Genomic DNA, 17,056 nt, shown 5'->3' on the forward strand with positions numbered 1-17,056 from the left:
GGCGAGCCCGCGCTCCAGCGCCTGGCTCCAGGCGGCGGCCGAGCGCTGATCGCTCGCCTGCTCGAGGAGGATGCAGTTCGAGACCGGCTCGATGACCACCAAGCGCATGCCGTCTTTCCAGGTCTCGTCTTCGGCGATGCTCACGCTGCGATGCGGCATGGTCGTGGCCAGCGATGCACGCTGCTCCTCGGCACAGGTGACGATCTGCTGCTCGAGCTCGGCCTGGAACGCCTGCTGCGTGCCGTAGGAGGCGCCGATGAACGCCGACAGGCCGCTGAGCGCGAGAAACTCGCAGACCACGCGCACACCCGCTCCACCTTGCTCGCTGATGCACCAGTGGGCCGCCACCAGGATCTGACGCAGCCACTGCACGCCGTCGGGCGTCGCGGCAAAGGCGGCCAAGCCCACCGGTGCGTTGCTCGGCGTCGCCTCGTTCCAGTGACGCAGCGTGCTGCGCGCCACGCCGGCACTGGCCGCCGCCGCGCGTTGACTCTGCCCCGCCTGCTGCGCCTCGCCGCTCCCGGGCGCACTATCTCTGGGTGATGCCGCTGGCCCGGCTGTTCGAGTCCCTACCCCTGGTCTGTCCCAACTGCGGGGCGGACATGCGCATCATCGCCTTCGTGACCGAGACCGTCCCAGTGCAGCGCATCCTGGCCCATATCGGCGAGCCCACCGAGCCACCGCCGATCGCCCCCGCCCGCGGACCGCCCGCCTGGGACGAAGCGCCCGAGCCGGCGCCGGACTGGGACCGCCTCAACAGCCCGAGTCCGACTTCGAGCTTGATCAGCGCATTGCGTGGTAGCCGTCGTCTCTCGCAGGCGACGGTGCGGCTTTCCTCGTCTCCCGGCAGCACGCTGCACCGCAGCAGCGAGCCCCGGCACCCCACAGCGCGCGCGCCGCACCGCCTCCGACACCCGTCAGCCCCGCTGTTTGGTGTTGACCACACATTCCGCCCCCGCTACCGTCCTCTCCCAAGCCACCTTGGGCAATCAGGGTGGCTTGGATTTCCTGTCCGTTTGGATTTCCTATCCGTTGCTCCGGAGACGGTTTTGACGAAAGCGACCCTTGTGACGGGTTGGACCCCAGATCTGAGTGTACTCGCTAGGATCTCGGTGCCCTTTATGGAACGCTACGCTGCAGCCCATGTGCTGGAGTTTGAGCCCATTGAGTTCAACGGGAACCTCGCCGGCTTCGAGAAGCTCCCTCCATTGCTCCGACTGCTGCGAGACGGGCGGGAGGTAATCTGGGTTGATATCGACGTGCTCATGCTTGGCAGCGCAGATTTGAGGGAGGATTTGCCGATCGATCGGCCGTTGTGTCTGGCGTACCATGAGGGGACGAATGTGCTGGTTCCCCACTACAACACCGGTGTCATGGTCCTGCGCCCGGATGAGGCTTTGATCGAGCTGCTTGACCGCGCCTACCGCCTGGGCGTTGCCCGGCAGGTCAGACACCCTTGGCATGATCAGGCTGCGATCCTCCAGATTCTTGGATATTACTCCATGATCGTGAATGACAAACGAGCGGATGCCCCAGATCCTAGATACAGCGCATTGATCGGACGGCTGGATGTTGACTTTAACTCGATCGTTGGTTTTTGTGTCGGAAACGATCCCCAGTTCCATCACTATGCAGGCTTGAGAGGTATGTGGCGGGAAAAGGTGATGAGGGTGGATGCCGACCATGCTGACAGATTGAGAGGGGACACCCCCGATCAACACCGCGCCTACGCCAGTATGATGGGAGTCGTTCGGCATGCGCATGCGCAATGGTCTTCCGCACTGTTCTCGATCCCTAGCCCCGCTGAGTTTTGGAAGCGGTTCTGCGACGTGAAGTTGAAGAGTTGAGTTCGGCCAGATCGTTTGACTAGCCAGCCCACACGGAGCCGGGGGGCATGCTTCTGTTGCTATTGCTGCGTTGCCGGCCTAGCCGCCACGGCTCTTCGTGATCTCAGTAGCGTACAACATCCTGTAGTAACAGCCAGTTAGATCGACGAGGGGGGCGAAATTCACATGAACAACGAGGCGCTTCGGCAGACGCTCGAATCATGACCCGATCTGCCCCAGACGCGGGTCGAAGAGGCCTTTAAAGACCGCGACGGACACGTTCAAGTGAAGTTGGTCAGCACCGAGGTCGGAACAACCTGCCGCCGCTGTGGCAAGTGGGCAACACAGCCCAATGGCTCCAGCGGATGGCTCACGGTGCGTCACCTCGACCTGCTCGACACACCTGTCTACCTGCGTTTTCGCCTCCCGCGGTACCGCTGTGACTGTGATGACGGTCCTACCAGCACGCATCAGGTCAGTTGGTACAACCGGAGCAGTCGCTTCACCAAGGCCTATGAGGCACAGCTGCTGCTGGCCTGTGTCAACACGACCCTGAGCGACGTCGCGCAGAAAGCAGCAGTTTCCAGCTTGCGGCTCGGCGGGTAAGCGACCCGCGTGAAGCGCAGTTCGGTCCGCTGCTTCGACAGCTTTCTCGAAACCCTGAACCTGCACAAGGAAGACGTCAGCAACGACTTCCCGGAGTGCTACAACAGCGGCTTTGTCGAGGGCTTGAACGACAAGATCAAGGTCACATCAAGCCTCGCTGCTATGGTCTGTTCAACCGCGATCATCTCTTTCAACGGCTCTATTTGGACCTCTTCGACTACGCACTCTACGGAGGGAGAAACAACCGGTTAGCGTCGACCCCCCGGGGCGATGGCGTGATGACCTGTCACGGCATGGACGTTAACCCGTTGAAATGCAAAGATTATCCTCCCACGGAAAATCCCCGAGAGCCGGGGGCTGATCTTAAGCCACTATCTCAAAGCGTGAAACGTGCTTCTCGTTCAGGCACTAAGTTGTTGGTTTGTGGCTAGTCGACAGAAAGTGATTATGTGCTGTTTGGCTCAAGTCGCAGTTTTTTGTGAGCCGTTTCTCTGCTTGGTCGGTGAAAGTAGCACCCATTCCATTCGTGTTGGCCTGCTTTCACTGAATGCCAGCATTCGCGCATCGTCATCCCAATCCTGAATTTCTGGCAGGGTGTTTGGCTCAGGGTTGTGTCGGGGGATGTATGTGACATCAAAGTATTCGCTGGCGGCTTCGATTAGAGCTTGGCGTGCCTTTGAGAGCCTGGGGAACAGGTCGTCATGTAGTTCAATGATGATATGAGAGTGCTGCAGAGCTTCTAGGGTCGGACGGTCGAATAAAGAAAACTCAGCACCTTCGATGTCGCAGATTATTAGACAGCGTGCTGGGTTCGGTAGTGCGAAGGTCAAAGCCTCGGGAGTCGCTTCTCCATAGATAGTAATTTTGTCGCTAACGCCATTCAGGGAGGCATTCTCCTTAATTACCTCTCGCCCCTTTTTGGAAATCTCAAAGCAAATTGCCTCTAAAAACATACCGCTGAAAAGCGTGCCAACAGCAAAGAAGCCATCGCCTGCACCAATATCTATGAACGAGTTGTATTTTTCCTTGAGTTTTTCTAATTCATCAATCACATGGCGTTCGTAGTGACCGGTGTATTTGGTGAAAAAATCATCTTCACCCCACCAGGCCCTTTCGCTCATCACCATGCCTTTGAACGCTCCATACGACACCGTATTCTTGTAAAGATGTTTTGAGTCGATCGTAATCTTTTTTTTGATGAGTGAGACCTCGCTGTACAGCCCAATTTTTTTCAGCAGCAAAGTGATCGCAAGGGACGAGAGATAGCGGAGGCCATATCGGCTGGCTATTTGTTGCACGCGCCCCAAAGCTATTTTCATAAGTTCCGCCTTAGTGACGCGTCAAAAACAAGTTAAACGAATTATACAGAGAAATCATTCGCGGCAATCACGTAGTTCCACTGCCCGAGCACGTCATCGTGGCAAATGAATTGATCCTTAGATATCGCGAAGCGTGTCGGAGTATTTCTCTATCCACTTTTCAGGCATGCCTGCATGATTTGAGTTCATTCGGCGTTGGTCTGCCAAATGAACCCACCGTAACGCCCAACGCCTTTCTTCTGAGGCCCGGGTTGATCCCGGGCGTCTCGGTTATTGGCGGCCTACGATCAACAATCAGTCGATTGAGTCGGCTGCAGCGCCTGCGGCCGCGGATGCCTCACAAGAAACCCTGGCGCGAGCCCCGGTCCAGACATCTACGTCATCCACGATGGAGCCGGGGCCGTTGTTGTCCTTGTAGTGAGCCAAAGTCACTACGTCGACTCGACCAGCCGCGATGGCCCTTGCCAAGGCAGCACCTATTGCATAGGCAGCCTCGCCGCTGATGTCAGTATCGCAGCCGCCGAACAAACTACAATTTATCTCGATGCTTGTTCCAAGCGCCCCTGCCAACTCGCCAACGGCGGCTTCGCTCACATTGAACTGGAGAGTGCCCAGATACAGGCCACTCCACAACTCGTCGATATTTTTTCCAGAAACCGTGACGTACTGTAACGTACTGGCCAGGAACCCACCCAGGCTCTCGCTCGTAGCACCTCCCACGGCTCCAGCACCACCTAAGGGCAGCGTCAAATCAAAGGGCCCAAAGCTGAAGTCGAAATATGAACCTGCCTCGGCTCCGGCGGCGGCATCAGCCTCGGTGAACGATAGGGAGGCCGATAGAAGAGCAGCACCAAGATCAATGTTTTTCACGGTGCCGTTGTTGCCTTGCCGCGTGACTTCCATGGCGGCAATTCCAGTGCCGCTCATGCCGATCGCGCTCAAGGCCTCGGCGAGGGCTGCGGCCCCGTCTGCCGAAACGTCGGCCTCGGCTGCGGCGATACATCCGGCCCAGTCGATATCGGCGGCAAAGTCGCCCGTCGTGGTTATCTGATCGGCGATTGCCGCTGTACTCACCAGCAAAGAGCCCGCGAGAATGCTCAGACATGTCTTTGTCGTGTTCATGATGCTCTCCTCATGATTTCTGCAGTGGATATCCCGGTAGCCCTTCCGCCGCATCACGCTTTGGCTTTAGCGGTGAAGCAGCTAACCGGGCGGGGACTACGATATCGCAGACTTAGCGGTTTACCATAAGGGAGTACAGTATTTATTATGAGTGAATCACTGAGCTGATATTAGTTTGTCTTTTGAGCTCAATAACTTAGTCCTCAAGTTCGCCCATAACCCGAGACAGCTCATCTAATTGTGTAACTTGGAGTCCTGAGGAAATTGCTCTATAGATCAATCGTTTGTCGAGTTTCTGTAGATGCGGCTGAAACAATTGAATTACACCCGGAGATCCCTATCCAGATATAGATAGTAATCAATGGGTAGCATCCTGTAGTGAAAAGAGCTGGACCCATCGGATGCCTTCAAGAGCGGGGTAGACATTGGCTCCGCGCCTTACCGCGGCTCCGCCGTCATAGCGACGCATGCGCGTTGAGGAAGACGGTTTTAGCGCTTCAGCATTGAGCCCTCGGCACTGGTGGAAGCCGCAAGCCTACTGGCTCCTTCAACCGCTCGCCGACAGAAACAGCCCCGCCGCCGCAACCGGATTCGACACAAAGTACAGGTGCAGATAACTGGCGCGCAGCGCGCCGTGAACATAGAAAGGCTCGCCGGCCCGTTCGCCGTGCTGGCGCACCCCATGGCCGATGGGCTGCACCGGCGTGGTCATGCGCGAGTGGTGGAAGCTGTGGCCGCGGATTTCGCCGGCGTCGGTCCACAGCGCCTGCATGCCGAGCCCCACCAGCCGCGGCTGCATCTGCGCCTGTCCCGGCAGCAGCCCCACCAGGTCCGCGCCGTGGCCTGACTTGTCGGTGAGGCGCTCCAGCAGATAGAGCATGCCGCCGCATTCGGCGTAGATGGGCCGGCCCGCCGCCAGGTGTGCGCGCAGGGCCGCGTGCATAGCCCGGTTCGCGGCGAGCGGCTGCAGGTGCAGCTCGGGGTATCCGCCCGGCAGGTAGATGGCGTCCGCCTGCACGCCCGCATCCGCCAGCGGCGAGAAAAAGGTCAGCCCGGCGCCGAGGGCCCGCAGCACCCGCAGATTCTCGGGGTAGAGGAAGGAGAAGGCGGCGTCCCGGGCCACCGCAATGCGCCGCCCCCGGAGCAGCGGCGGCGGGTGCGACGAATACGCCGGCGCCCGAAACCGCACCGGCGGCAACAGCGATGCCAGCGGGCTCGGGCCCAGGGCATCCGCGGCGGCATCCAGCCGCCGGTCCAGGTCCGCGATCTCCGCCGCCTGTACCAGGCCCAGATGGCGGCTCGGCAGGGCCGCGTCTTCCAGCCGCGGCAGCGCCGCCAGCAGCGGCAGGCCCGGCGGCAGTCCCGCCGTGAGCATCTCGCGGTGGCGAGCGCTGCCGACGCGGTTGGCCACCACGCCGGCCACCTCGACGTCCCGTCGGCAGGTGGCGAGCCCGTGCGCCAGCGCGCCGAAGGTCTGACCCATGCCGCGGGCGTCCATCAGCGCCACCACCGGCAGGCCGAAGCGGGCCGCCAGGTCTGCGGCGCTCGGCTCGCCGTCGAAGAGGCCCATGGCGCCCTCCACCAGTATCAGGTCTGCGTCGCCGGCGGCTTCGTAAAGATGCCGGCGGCAACCCGCCTCCCCCACCATCCACAGGTCCAGCGCCCGCACCTCGGCGCCGCTCGCCCGGGCCAGGACCATGGGGTCCAGGAAGTCCGGCCCGACCTTGAACACCCGCACCCGGCGGCCGTGCCGGACGTGGTGACGGGCCAGTGCGGCGGTGAGGGTCGTCTTGCCCTGGCCGGACGCCGTCGCCGCGAGCAGCAGGGCCGGGCAGGTGCGGATCTGCACCCCTGCCACATCGGCGGCACGGTCGTTGTTGGTGGGAACGATTGGCGCTTTTGCTTGCATCCTGATCTACCGCTCATGAGGCCCGTCGTCCCGCTCCCAGGGCACGATGTAGGTCTGGCCGCGATGCCGACCCGAGACCACCGCAATGCCGTAGACGGCACGCAGATGCGCCGGCGTCAGCACCTGCTCCACCGGCCCCGCGGCCACCGCACGGCCCCGGTCCAGCAGCAGCAGCCGGTGGCAGAACCGGCTGGCCAGCGTCAGGTCATGCAATACCACGATGGCCCCGCCGCCGTCGGCGCAATGCCCGCGCAACAAGGCCATCACCTCCAACTGATGGCGCGGATCCAGGGCGGCCACCGGCTCGTCGGCCAGCACCAGCGGCGCCTGCACCGCCAGCACCCGGGCGAGCCGCGCCCGGGCACGCTCGCCGCCGGAGAGCTGATCCGCCCGCCGCCGGCGCAGGTCCCAGACATCCGCCGCGCGCATGGCCGCTTCGACGGCGGCCCGGTCGCCGGCGCCCGGTGTGCCGCCCCAGCCCGAGCGATGCGGGTAGCGGCCCAGGGCCACCAGCTCCGCCACCGTGATGGGCCACTGCACCTGATCGTCCTGGCTCAGATAAGCCAGGCGCCGCGCCCGCGCCCGGGCGCCGAGCCGGCCCACGGGCGCGCCGTCGAGGCGGATGTCGCCCCGGTGCGGCAGCAGCTGGGCGATGGCCTTCACGATGGTGGACTTGCCGGCGCCGTTGGGGCCGATGAGCCCCACAATTTCCCCCCGCGCCACGTCGAGGTCCACCGCCTCCACCAGCGTTCGGCCACCCAGCTGCACCGAGAGTCCGGCCACGGACAAGAGCTTCGGGGACTCGGGGCCGCCGGCTTGGGCGCTGACGGATGCGCTGTGCACGGACTTGGCGCTCATGGCTGACCCGCTCACGCCAGCGCCCGCCGGCTTCTCAGCACCAGCGCCAGGAAGAAGGGCGCCCCCACCAGCGCCGTCACCACGCCGAGCATCAGCGGCTGCGGCGTGTCCAGCAGCCGGATGGCGAGATCCGCCGCCAGCACCAGCAGCGCCCCGCCGAGGGCGCTCGGCAGCAGCAGCCGGCCGGGCCGATGGCCCACCAGCCCGCGCAGCAGGTGCGGCACCACCAGCCCGACGAAGCCGATGGTACCGGTCACCGAGACACAGGCGCCCACCGACAGCGCCGAGCCCGCGATCACCAGCCCCCGCAGCCGCGGCAGGTGCACGCCCAGGCTGGTGGCCTCCGCCTCGCCCAAGGTCAGCAGCGTCAGCGCCGGCGCCGCCGCCAACAGCAACGCCAGCCCCGCGGCGACGAAGGGCAGCACCAGGCGCACATCCGCCAGGCTGCGGTCCGCAATGGACCCCAGCAGCCAGAGCACGATGTCCTGCACGCTCGCCGGGCTCGGCGCCAGATTCAGGGCCAGGGAGGTGAGCGCGCCCGCCAGGGACGACAGGGCCACCCCGGCGAGAATCAGCGTGAGATTGGAAGCGCCGCCGCGCGTCAGCGCATAGAGCAGCAGTGTGGCCAGCAGCGCACCGGCCATGGCCGTCGCCGGCAGCGCCCAGAGGCTCACCGCCGTGAGCCCGAAGTACAACGCCAGCACCGCGCCGAGCCCCGCACTGGCGGAGATACCCAGCAGGCCCGGCTCCGCCAGCGGATTGCGCAGCAGCCCCTGCAGAGCCGCGCCGGACATGCCGAGCGCCGCCCCCAGCAGCCAGGCCAGCAGCACCCGCGGCAACCGGATCTGCTGCACGATGAGCCGGTGCTCCTCCGGGCCGACGCCGAGCAATCCGGCCAGCACCTCGGCCCAGGTGAGCGGCGCCGCGCCGAAGCCCAGGGACAGCAGGCTCAGGCCGAGCAGCCCCAGGGTCAGCAGGCCGACGAGCCCCAGCGCACCGAGCCAGCCGGCGGCGGCCGCGGCGCTTTGAGCGGCGTCGGGCCGGGTTGGCGGCCCAGTCTCCGGGCCGATGCCCGGCCCGCCGCCTGGTGCAGAACCCGGTCCAGCACGACTCGGCCCGGTGCCTGGCTCAGAACCCGCGCCAGTACTCGCGTCGGTGTATGGTCCATTGCCCAAGCCAGCACGCGCCCCGTAACCCGGCTCAGTTGCGGGCTCGCTCTCTGGCGTGTCGCCACGGGACACCGTTGTCATGGCCCACCGTCCCACGACAGCGCCCGCAATTGGGCGGCGATGGCCTCGGCGGCGCCCACCAGCTCCAGTCCGCCGCAGCCCCAGGACTGACTCGGCACCTGCACCGTGGGTGTGCGCGCAAGCAGGTCCCGCAGCAGCGGATGGCGCGCATACGCCGATGCGCCGGGCGGCGGCGCCTGCTCGAAGTAGCTCAGCAGAAAGACATCCGGCGGATCGGTGATGATCCGCTCCAGCGGATAGGCGCCCCAGCCCACATGACCCTGCTCGGCGGCCAGGTTCACCAGCCCCAGGCGCGTGATCACATCATCCACATAGGTGCCGGCGCCGGCGCTGCCGCCGCCGGGGCGCAGATACAGCACCCGCAGCGGCGGCAGCGCCTCCGCCAGCTCACGCATGCGCTGCTCGGCGGCGGCGGCCAGGGCGGCACCGGTCTCGGCGCGGCCGATCTCGGCGGCGATGGCACGGGCGCTGGCCAGGGCATCGTCCCAGCCCGCGGGATAGGGCACCTCGATGAGCTCGATACCCTGGCCGGCGAGCAGTGTGGCGAAGCGCCCCCCGGTCCAGCCGAGATACACCAGCGCCTTATCCGGGCGGTGATAGAGCAGATCCTCGACGCCGCCGTCGTTGGCGGGATAGGCCGCCGCGCGCGCGGCGATGGGCGACACCGTGGCATCCCGACTCTGACGCGACAGCGACACGATCTGCGCCGGCGCCGCCGTGGAATCCAGCAACAGGTCCGCGCACAGGTTGGTGCCCATGACACGCGGCAGTGCCTCCGCCGCCGTGGCAGCGCGGGACGCCACCCCGCCCACCAACGCGGTCAGGAGCAGGGCCAGCGGCCAGATCAACAGGGTGCGCGGCGGCGGGCCGGTGACCGGCCACCGCCGGTCGAGAGCGAGCGCGCGCAAAGGGACTTGATACATCGCCGACGATGGTAGCGTGAAATCGAGCCGGGCGAGACCCGGTGTGAAGGCCGTCCTATGCGGGCCTGCATTTATTGCGGGTTGGGTGGCGGCTGGCGGGGGTCTCGACAGCAGGGATGCTGTCGTGAAGCCTACAGGGATGTATTCACGGCGTCCCCCGCCAGCCGTCACCCAACCCGCAATCTCCGCCCTAACGACGCTTCGAGCCCAGGTCGATGCTGTGTGTCCATACTCTCAGGTCTTGCGGATTGGGATCAGCCCCCAGCGCCCCAGCGGCAGCAGCACATAGCCGAGCACCACGGCGCCTAACGCGCCGGCGCACAGCACCTGCAACACCGACGCCACCGCATGGTAGCCGCCGTCGTCGAACCAGAGTCCGATGCTGACGATGACGGCGACGGTGACGAAGGCCAGATGCACCGAGCCATTCTGCACGCCCCACTGGCTGCGCCGCGCCAGCCAAACGCCGACCACCGCCGCGAGCAAGCCGCCGCCGAGACCGAAGGCCACATCCACCGGCCAGTGCACGCCCACCGCCGTGCGGCTCAAGGCCGCCGCCACCGCCAGCAGCAGCAACAGCGCCCGCCAGCCCCGCCGCCGCGCGAACAGCGCCAGCACACCGAAGAAGACGCCGGCGGTCACGCTGTGTCCGGAGGGGAAGCTCTCGCTGCGGTGCCCCGGACCGATGAGATGGAAGCCGCCGGGCGCCAGCACCGCCGGCGGGCGCGCCGCATCGAACAGCGGCTTGAGCCCGCGCGAGTACAGGGCCGCCACCGCGCCGGCGACGATGAGCGCCCAGAACACCCGCGGATGACGGCGAGCCAGGAACAAACTGAGCGCGAAGGCCACGCGCTCGTCCCCGAGCACCGTGAGCCCCTGCCAGAGCCAGCCGGGCAGCGCGGCGGCGGCGCCGTTGAGCGTCGCGAAGCCCGCATGGTAGCCCGCCAGCAGCCAGAGTCCGGCGCCCAGCACCAGCGCGGCGAGGGCGGCGTGGGTGAGCCAGGCCGCGGCCGCAGCGCCGGGCCAGGCATCGCGGGCGGCACCGCGGGCCAAAGCCGCATTCAGATCGGCGCCGAGCGCCCGCCACAGGCGCAGGGCCTTGCCTGTGGGCGTCTCCGCGACGTCAGCCATCATCACCTCGGGCATCGGCACGCTCCGCAGCACCACCGCGGCCATTGCTGTGGCCATCGCCATCGCGGGCAAAAGTCGCCAGCGCCACCGGCCCGCGGCGGTAGAGGGTCACCAGGGGCGCATCGGGCCGGGTGGCGGCCAGGTCATCCAGCTTGTCCACGCGCAGGAACACGAGCTCACCGGGCGCCGGGCGGTCCGACTGGGGCGTGATGGCCTCGCGGTAGACGCTGAAGCTCGGCATGCTGGTGCGAAACACCACCGTCGGCTGATCCAGCGCCCGGGCCATGAGCGCCGCCTGCTTCACCGGCGCCTGCATCACCGCGAACACCCGCGGCACCAGGGCGCCGAACACCACCAGGGTCTGCACCACCCCCGCCAGCAGCAGCCGCTGCCAGATGGGCAGCCGTGACAGGCCCGCCAGCAGCAACAGGGTCGCCAGGCCGGCGAGCGTGGTCAGCCCATACAGCCAGTCCAGCGCCTCGGTGCCGGCGGCGAGCATAGCCTGCTCGTGGGGCCGGTCCGCCTGCCCCGCCAGCAGGGGCAGCACCAGCGGCAGCGCCGCCAGCAGGGCCATGAACGCCACCGGCGGCGCGAAGGCCAGCCAGGGGCTGTTGAGCGCGGCCCGGTGCCTTGCCATCAGGATGAACAGCGGCGTGATGCCGTAGACCATGTAATGCGGCAGCTTGGTGTCGGAGAAGGAGAAGGTCACGAACACCGCCGCAAACCACAGCAGCAGGAACCGGTCCAGCGGCTGCCCCCATAGTGTCCGCACCATGGGCACCAGCCGCAGGAACCAGCCGGTAAAGGGCAGCAGCACCACCGGCAGCATCACCAGGTAGTAGCCGGGGAAGCCGGCGTGGCCGTGCTTGACCCCGCCGTAGCGGCCGACGTTGTGCTCCAGAAAGAAGCTGCGGAAGAAGCCCGCGCCGTCCTCCAGGTAGATCGCCAGATACCAGGGCCCGGCCACGGCGATGAACACCAGCCATCCCAGGGGCGCGAAAACCGCCCGCAGCCAGTCGCGCCATCGGCCCAAGGACAGACAGTAGGCGAAGCTCACCAGCAGCGGGAAGAACACCGCCACCGGCCCCTTGGTGAGAAAGCCCAGGCCCAGCCACAGATACACCCGCAACAGCAGGCCCCGGCGCGGTTGCTCCAGCCAGCGATAGATGTCGAAGAAGGCCAGGGCGATGAACAGGTTCAGCACCGCATCCGCCACCGCCGCCTTGCCGATGATGGCCACCTGCAGGCCGAAGGCCATGATGAGCGCGGCCACCGTGGCGGTGGCCGCATCCACGCGCGCGCGGGTGAACCCCCACAGCGCCGCGAGCCACAGCGTGGCGGCGATGGCCGAGGGCAGCCGCAGCGCAAGCTCGTTCAGGCCCAGCACCGACACCGACGCCGCCTGCAGCCAATAGATCAGCACCGGCTTGTCGTAGCGGGGCGCGCCGTCACGCTGCGGGGTGATGAAGTTGCCGGAGGCCAGCATCTCCCGGGTGGCCTCGGTAAAGGCGCCCTCGTCCAGGTCGTAGAGGGGCACGGCGCCGAGCTGCCAGAAAAAGGCCAGCCACACCGCCAGCGCCAGCAGTGCGAAGGCCGCCGGCGGCTGCCACAGCGCAGCCCCCGGCGTTCGTGCGGCGTCGGCCGGGCTCAAGCCGGCGCCTTCCAGCCCGCCCGCGCCGGGTCCGACTGCCAGCGGATACAATGATGGGTGCGCTCGCCGGAGGCGAAGAAGATCCGCGCCAGCACCTCCGCCAGCACGCCGGTGGTCAGCAGCTGCACGGATGTCACCAAAGACAGGATGGCCATGAACAGCATCGGCCGCTGACCGATGTCTTGCCCGAAGCCGAACTTCACCACCAGCAGCCAGCTCATTAGCAGGCCGCCGACGGCGCCGAACATCAGCCCGATGGCGCCAAAGAAGTGCCCCGGCCGGGCGCCGTAGCGCAGGAAGAAAAAGGCCACCAATAGATCCAGCAGCACCCGAAAGGTGCGCGAGATGCCGTACTTGGACGCGCCCCGCTCCCGGGCGCGGTGGGCCACCTCGGTCTCGCCGATGCGCGCCGGGTCGGTGATGCCCGCCACCCAGACCGGGATGAACCGGTGCATTTCGCCGAACAGCCGCACTTCTTTGATGATGTCGGCGCGATAGACCTTCAGGCTGCAGCCGTAGTCGTGCAGGGTCACGCCGGTCACCCGGCCGATGAGGGCGTTGGCGATGCGCGAGGGCAGCTTGCGCTGCACCAGCGCGTCCTGGCGGTTGCGCCGCCAGCCCTGCAGCAGGTCCAGGTCCTGGTCCAACAGCTCCGCCACCATGCGCGGGATGTCCGCCGGGTCGTTCTGCAGATCCCCGTCCAGGCTCGCCACCAATTGGCCCCGGGCGGCGTCGAAGCCCGCCTGCATCGCCGCCGTTTGCCCGAAATTGCGCCGGAACCGAATCAGGCGCACATGCGGCCCGTACTGCTCCGCCGCCCGCTGCACCCGCTCCGCCGTGCCATCACGGCTGCCGTCGTCCACCAAAATCAGCTCCCAGGGGTGGCCGTAGCCCGCCAGTCCCTCATGCACCCGCGCCAGCAGCGGCGCGACGTTGTCGGCCTCCTCGTACAGCGGAATCACGATGGACAGGCTGCGCGCATCCGCCGCCGGATTGGCGGTGGTGGGCACGGTGATGGTCGCCGCATCGCGCAGGGCGGAGGGATCGGGCTGGGTCATGACTGCTGTTGAGGGCTTGCGCCGCTGTTCCTGGTCCGCTGCCGGGGCCGCCCCGGCACGTGGCGCAGCTTAAGCGCAGTGTCCCCGAGCGTCCACCGGGGCGGTTAGGCCGTGGGAACGGTGTCCCTGCGCCAACGACGCGATCACAGACAGGATGTCGCTAGCGCTGGCTCGGCTATGGCCGATGTCTGCAACATGACAGGCATCCACACCGCTGGCCGCGAGGTGCTCAACCGCACTGTGCGGTAGCCCCTGATCCAGCAGGATCCGAGTCATGCGGCATCCAGGCTAATGATTTGATCATCCAGGCTTTCGGCCGCGAACTGCAGGGCTTGGCGGATGTCATCGTCTTCCAACTCCGGGTACTCGCGTTTCAGTTCTTGCCGGTCCGGATACAGAGCAGCAGCCTCGACAACACGTCGAACGGTCAAGCGCATGCTGCGGATGCAGGGTTGTCCGCCCATCTGTTCTGGGTTGATGGTGATACGATCAAAGGAAGTCTTCATAGTGCCTCGCTATGGTTGACTGCCGGTTGCCAGGATCATGCCCTCTGTGCGTCGAATGAAAAAGCGCACGGGTCTTCGATCTGCCGAGTGCCGAGGAAGCCTTCGAGATCCGCGACGGCGTTGCCGGCGCCGATGTCGCCGACCAGCTCCACGAGCCGAGTCGTCCGGTCGATGCAGGCTACGTCACAGTCTGGCAGCGTAGCAAAATCCTCGATGAGGCTGGCCAACAGGAGACGATCCATCGCTTGGTGCTCGCATGATGCCTGACGCTGCGGAATTTGATGTGCCCTCGCCCGGATCGCCCACAGCGTCTGGACGGCCACCGCCGGTGCACGGCTATACTGTGCTGATCCTGGAAATCGCCGAATCGAGCCTTGGCGTCGACCGCATCACCAAGAAGCGCCTCTACGCGCGCAACGGCATCCGCGAGAACTGGATGCTCGACCTCAATGCGAGGGCCCTGGAGGTCTATCGCGATCCGCAAGGCGATGACTTCCTCTCCAAGCAGACCATCGGCCGGGACGGCGGCCTCGCAAGCCTCGCTGTGCCGGACAGGCCCGTCGCCATCGTCGATTTGTTGCCCTGAAGTCGAAGCCGGAAACCAGGCAAGTCTCCGGTTAAGCCTCTGGCTGCTTCGACTGAAACTTGTAAATCCGCAGCGGGCTCTCCGGTTCCGAGACAGGAATGGGCGTCAGGAACTCGGGTACCACCCCTTGCTCCAACTCGCGTAGGAACCCGGAATAGCCAAGTTTCTCAAGCGCCCTCATCTCAGGGTCCGACGCACAGACCACTACGTAATCCACACCGACTGCTTGCATGTGCGCCCTGGCCTCTTCGGCGTTGCTAGCGAGCGCAATTTCAAGCTGCGCGCGCATGCCAGCCTGATTGCGGTGATATGGTGCCGCCAAAACGCGATGCGGTGTGAACGCAAGAATCTCCGCGCCCATGTTGGAAACGGCTGACACTAATCCAGGCGGCTGGTCCGCAAGACTATCGAAGACACCCGGGACTAGACACTCATCCCGTACAATGGCCTCACCTGAAGACGCCGCAATGGCAGGGTCACTCCCAGCGTCGGGATCAACCAGAGATAAGCCAGCCGCCCAAGTCAACGGTACCGCCAGGGCAAATACCGTTGGTGCAGCAATGGCGCGCCATCTGCCCACACCCGAGCCCCCGGCTTTGCTCAGCCGTGCCACAACAGCGGCAATAGGCGGTGCGCTAAGTACAACGATCGTTAGATAGCTGCGCAGCTGGTAGGCGGTAAGCGCTGTTGCCAGTACAATCAGCACCGATAAGAATGCCCACTCTAGTCGGTTCGGTCCGCGCCGAAAGATGTGTACTGCGGCAGCAACTGCAACGACACCCAAGCAAAAAAAGCCGAGATAAAATCGGTCTTTGTGAGAACCCGACACTACATCGCTAAAGCTCCGTGCCTCCGAGACAATATCCAGCCAGCGCGACTTGAGATAGGGGTCAAGCGATGCCAGCGGATTACTCAGGCAAGCCGGCGCGTAGAGCAGCGCAACCACGCAACACACCACGCCAACGCCGGCAACCACGGTGAGCCGAGTCACCCAGTCCCCACGAACCACCATAGCAGCCGCGAGCGCGAGCCCGACTGCGGCTCCGCCTGCCACCACGACCAAGTCGATGGAAATCCCATCACAGAATCCACCTTGCCAAGCTGACGCAGGAGCCGTCAGCGGAAAGAGGACCAGGAGACCGGCGATGATGCTGGTGGAGAATCTGAGCGCAGCGGTTCGCTCGCCCCCGCCGTCAACTACCCAAAATACGGCCATCGCCAAACCACACAGGGCGAGTAGCGGGAACGTCTCTACGCCAATCACCAGACTGACAGCGAGCGCGAAGCCACTGACCATAGCCCAACCCGGGTATACCCGGCGTACGACTAAGCCCATGACGACGGTCAAGAGAAGGACAAGCTGGATATTGTGATGGTCAATACCACCCGGCGCGAACCGCGCGGTTGTGACAAGGCTTAGACCAACCAAAGCCGCTGCAAAGGCCCCGGTCCCAGGCCCATCTAGCGCTCGGCCGATCCAGAAGACTATGATCATTGCGAGACCAAGCATCGCGAGCGGCCAGAGCATCATCACCCAATACTCTGAAAGCAGAGGACCGAACACCAAACCGCCACCTGATATGAGCGCCGCCAGCAACCCATCGAGCAGTCGCGACCAATGCATCTCACTGCCGCCATCGACACCGAGCCTGACCTGGCTCAGGTCGAACCAGTCTTGCCCATTCAGCAGATCCCGGATCATCACGAGTCGCATGACGCTGTCGTTATCGAGACTGAAGAGCAACGCATCAGGCCCCGGTGCGCGCGAGATCGCGATCACCGAAAGGAGCAAGAACAGCAGAGCGAGTGCCACCGTCCGCATACGCCAAGTCCTCTATCCTATATCGTTGGTATTAGCGATTATAGCCACTCGCATACTCTCTTATAGCTCACGGCACTGGGAACAAAGCTTTGAATCCAAGCTTTAGCATGAGAACGATGCTGGCTCGCTTCTGCAAACGTCATGCGAATCGTCCGCCGCAACTCATCGATCGAGCGAATGGTAGCGATCGAAATCACGCGCTTGATGCTTTCCCAAGTGAACTCGATTGGGTTGAGGTCCGGTGAATAAGGCAGCATGAAGACCAGCTCGAACGCATTGGCCTTGGCAGCCTGGATCACCGCGGCGGCGTGATGACTGTTGAAATCCCACGCAATCCCCGTCGCGGATCGCCCATGCGCCTGATCCCCTCCAAGCGGCGAACGATGTAGATGCAGTCGAGTTGCGGCATGGGCCTCTCCTTGTAGGTCTACCGCTCACAACTTCATCCGCGCGCCGTCGGGGGCGGCTACCTCTTCGAACGTGTCCTCA

18 protein-coding genes and 1 pseudogene are annotated in these 17,056 nt (G+C 64.9%); 4 read left to right on the plus strand and 15 right to left on the minus strand.

What is annotated here, in order from left to right; all coding sequences use genetic code 11:
• Nucleotides 1-462 (minus strand): annotated as a pseudogene (locus QZ588_RS11860) (hypothetical protein); the annotation flags it as partial.
• Between the two features lie 140 nt (nucleotides 463-602).
• Between QZ588_RS11860 and QZ588_RS11865 the strand changes: the two are divergent.
• From QZ588_RS11865 to QZ588_RS11875, 3 genes are all read left to right on the plus strand, one after another.
• Nucleotides 603-1,847, plus strand: a complete 1,245-nt coding sequence (locus QZ588_RS11865; RefSeq protein ID WP_295542987.1) for a hypothetical protein — start codon at nucleotides 603-605, stop codon at nucleotides 1,845-1,847.
• Nucleotides 1,848-2,111: 264 nt separating this feature from the next.
• Nucleotides 2,112-2,432, plus strand: a complete 321-nt coding sequence (locus QZ588_RS11870) for a transposase family protein (protein WP_295542989.1) — start codon at nucleotides 2,112-2,114, stop codon at nucleotides 2,430-2,432.
• A gap of 9 nt (nucleotides 2,433-2,441) precedes the next feature.
• Nucleotides 2,442-2,684 carry a transposase gene (locus tag QZ588_RS11875; protein WP_295542992.1) on the plus strand — a complete coding sequence of 81 codons (243 nt, stop codon included), beginning with the start codon at nucleotides 2,442-2,444 and terminating at the stop codon, nucleotides 2,682-2,684.
• A 209-nt stretch (nucleotides 2,685-2,893) separates the two neighbouring features.
• Here QZ588_RS11875 and QZ588_RS11880 read toward each other — a convergent pair whose 3' ends face one another.
• The 12 genes from QZ588_RS11880 to QZ588_RS11930 form a co-directional block, all read right to left on the minus strand.
• Entirely contained in the window at nucleotides 2,894-3,751 is an 858-nt protein-coding gene (locus tag QZ588_RS11880) for a hypothetical protein (RefSeq protein WP_295542994.1), read from the minus strand.
• A gap of 294 nt (nucleotides 3,752-4,045) precedes the next feature.
• On the minus strand, nucleotides 4,046-4,873 hold the full coding sequence (locus QZ588_RS11885; RefSeq protein WP_295542996.1) for a hypothetical protein: 828 nt from the start codon (nucleotides 4,871-4,873) through the stop codon (nucleotides 4,046-4,048).
• 547 nt (nucleotides 4,874-5,420) lie between these two features.
• On the minus strand, nucleotides 5,421-6,782 hold the full coding sequence (locus QZ588_RS11890; protein WP_295542998.1) for a cobyrinate a,c-diamide synthase: 1,362 nt from the start codon (nucleotides 6,780-6,782) through the stop codon (nucleotides 5,421-5,423).
• A gap of 6 nt (nucleotides 6,783-6,788) precedes the next feature.
• Entirely contained in the window at nucleotides 6,789-7,640 is an 852-nt protein-coding gene (locus QZ588_RS11895) for an ABC transporter ATP-binding protein (RefSeq protein ID WP_295543000.1), read from the minus strand.
• A gap of 11 nt (nucleotides 7,641-7,651) precedes the next feature.
• The gene (locus QZ588_RS11900; RefSeq protein ID WP_366929560.1) at nucleotides 7,652-8,815 is read right to left on the minus strand and encodes an iron ABC transporter permease; all 1,164 of its coding nucleotides are present in this window, start codon (nucleotides 8,813-8,815) and stop codon (nucleotides 7,652-7,654) included.
• Nucleotides 8,816-8,886: 71 nt separating this feature from the next.
• Nucleotides 8,887-9,813 carry an ABC transporter substrate-binding protein gene (locus QZ588_RS11905; protein WP_295543002.1) on the minus strand — a complete coding sequence of 309 codons (927 nt, stop codon included), beginning with the start codon at nucleotides 9,811-9,813 and terminating at the stop codon, nucleotides 8,887-8,889.
• 234 nt (nucleotides 9,814-10,047) lie between these two features.
• The gene (locus QZ588_RS11910) at nucleotides 10,048-10,959 is read right to left on the minus strand and encodes a phosphatase PAP2 family protein (RefSeq protein WP_295543003.1); all 912 of its coding nucleotides are present in this window, start codon (nucleotides 10,957-10,959) and stop codon (nucleotides 10,048-10,050) included.
• A complete protein-coding gene (locus tag QZ588_RS11915) occupies nucleotides 10,937-12,556 on the minus strand; it encodes a glycosyltransferase family 39 protein (RefSeq protein ID WP_295543047.1) in 1,620 nt (539 codons plus the stop codon). The genes QZ588_RS11910 and QZ588_RS11915 overlap by 23 nt, the downstream gene beginning before the upstream one ends.
• A 35-nt stretch (nucleotides 12,557-12,591) precedes the next feature.
• A complete protein-coding gene (locus tag QZ588_RS11920) occupies nucleotides 12,592-13,653 on the minus strand; it encodes a glycosyltransferase family 2 protein (protein WP_295543005.1) in 1,062 nt (353 codons plus the stop codon).
• A 69-nt stretch (nucleotides 13,654-13,722) separates the two neighbouring features.
• Nucleotides 13,723-13,929 carry a DUF5615 family PIN-like protein gene (locus tag QZ588_RS18130; protein WP_366929561.1) on the minus strand — a complete coding sequence of 69 codons (207 nt, stop codon included), beginning with the start codon at nucleotides 13,927-13,929 and terminating at the stop codon, nucleotides 13,723-13,725.
• Nucleotides 13,926-14,159, minus strand: coding sequence for a DUF433 domain-containing protein (locus QZ588_RS11925; protein WP_295543007.1), 234 nt, complete (start codon nucleotides 14,157-14,159; stop codon nucleotides 13,926-13,928). Before QZ588_RS11925 ends, QZ588_RS18130 begins: the two co-directional genes overlap by 4 nt.
• Nucleotides 14,160-14,194: 35 nt before the next feature.
• Nucleotides 14,195-14,401, minus strand: coding sequence for a hypothetical protein (locus tag QZ588_RS11930; RefSeq protein WP_295543010.1), 207 nt, complete (start codon nucleotides 14,399-14,401; stop codon nucleotides 14,195-14,197).
• A gap of 86 nt (nucleotides 14,402-14,487) precedes the next feature.
• Here QZ588_RS11930 and QZ588_RS11935 point away from each other — a divergent pair, with 86 nt between their 5' ends.
• A complete protein-coding gene (locus QZ588_RS11935) occupies nucleotides 14,488-14,745 on the plus strand; it encodes a Uma2 family endonuclease (RefSeq protein ID WP_295543012.1) in 258 nt (85 codons plus the stop codon).
• A 31-nt stretch (nucleotides 14,746-14,776) separates the two neighbouring features.
• On the opposite strand, the gene QZ588_RS11940 is transcribed toward QZ588_RS11935, so the two are convergent.
• Nucleotides 14,777-16,567 carry a hypothetical protein gene (locus tag QZ588_RS11940; RefSeq protein WP_295543014.1) on the minus strand — a complete coding sequence of 597 codons (1,791 nt, stop codon included), beginning with the start codon at nucleotides 16,565-16,567 and terminating at the stop codon, nucleotides 14,777-14,779.
• A gap of 38 nt (nucleotides 16,568-16,605) precedes the next feature.
• The gene (locus QZ588_RS11945) at nucleotides 16,606-16,962 is read right to left on the minus strand and encodes a transposase (protein WP_366929562.1); all 357 of its coding nucleotides are present in this window, start codon (nucleotides 16,960-16,962) and stop codon (nucleotides 16,606-16,608) included.
• Nucleotides 16,963-17,056 lie beyond the last annotated feature (94 nt).

Origin of the sequence: uncultured Thiohalocapsa sp. (genome assembly GCF_913062725.1) — a bacterium.
GTDB lineage: Bacteria > Pseudomonadota > Gammaproteobacteria > Chromatiales > Chromatiaceae > Thiohalocapsa.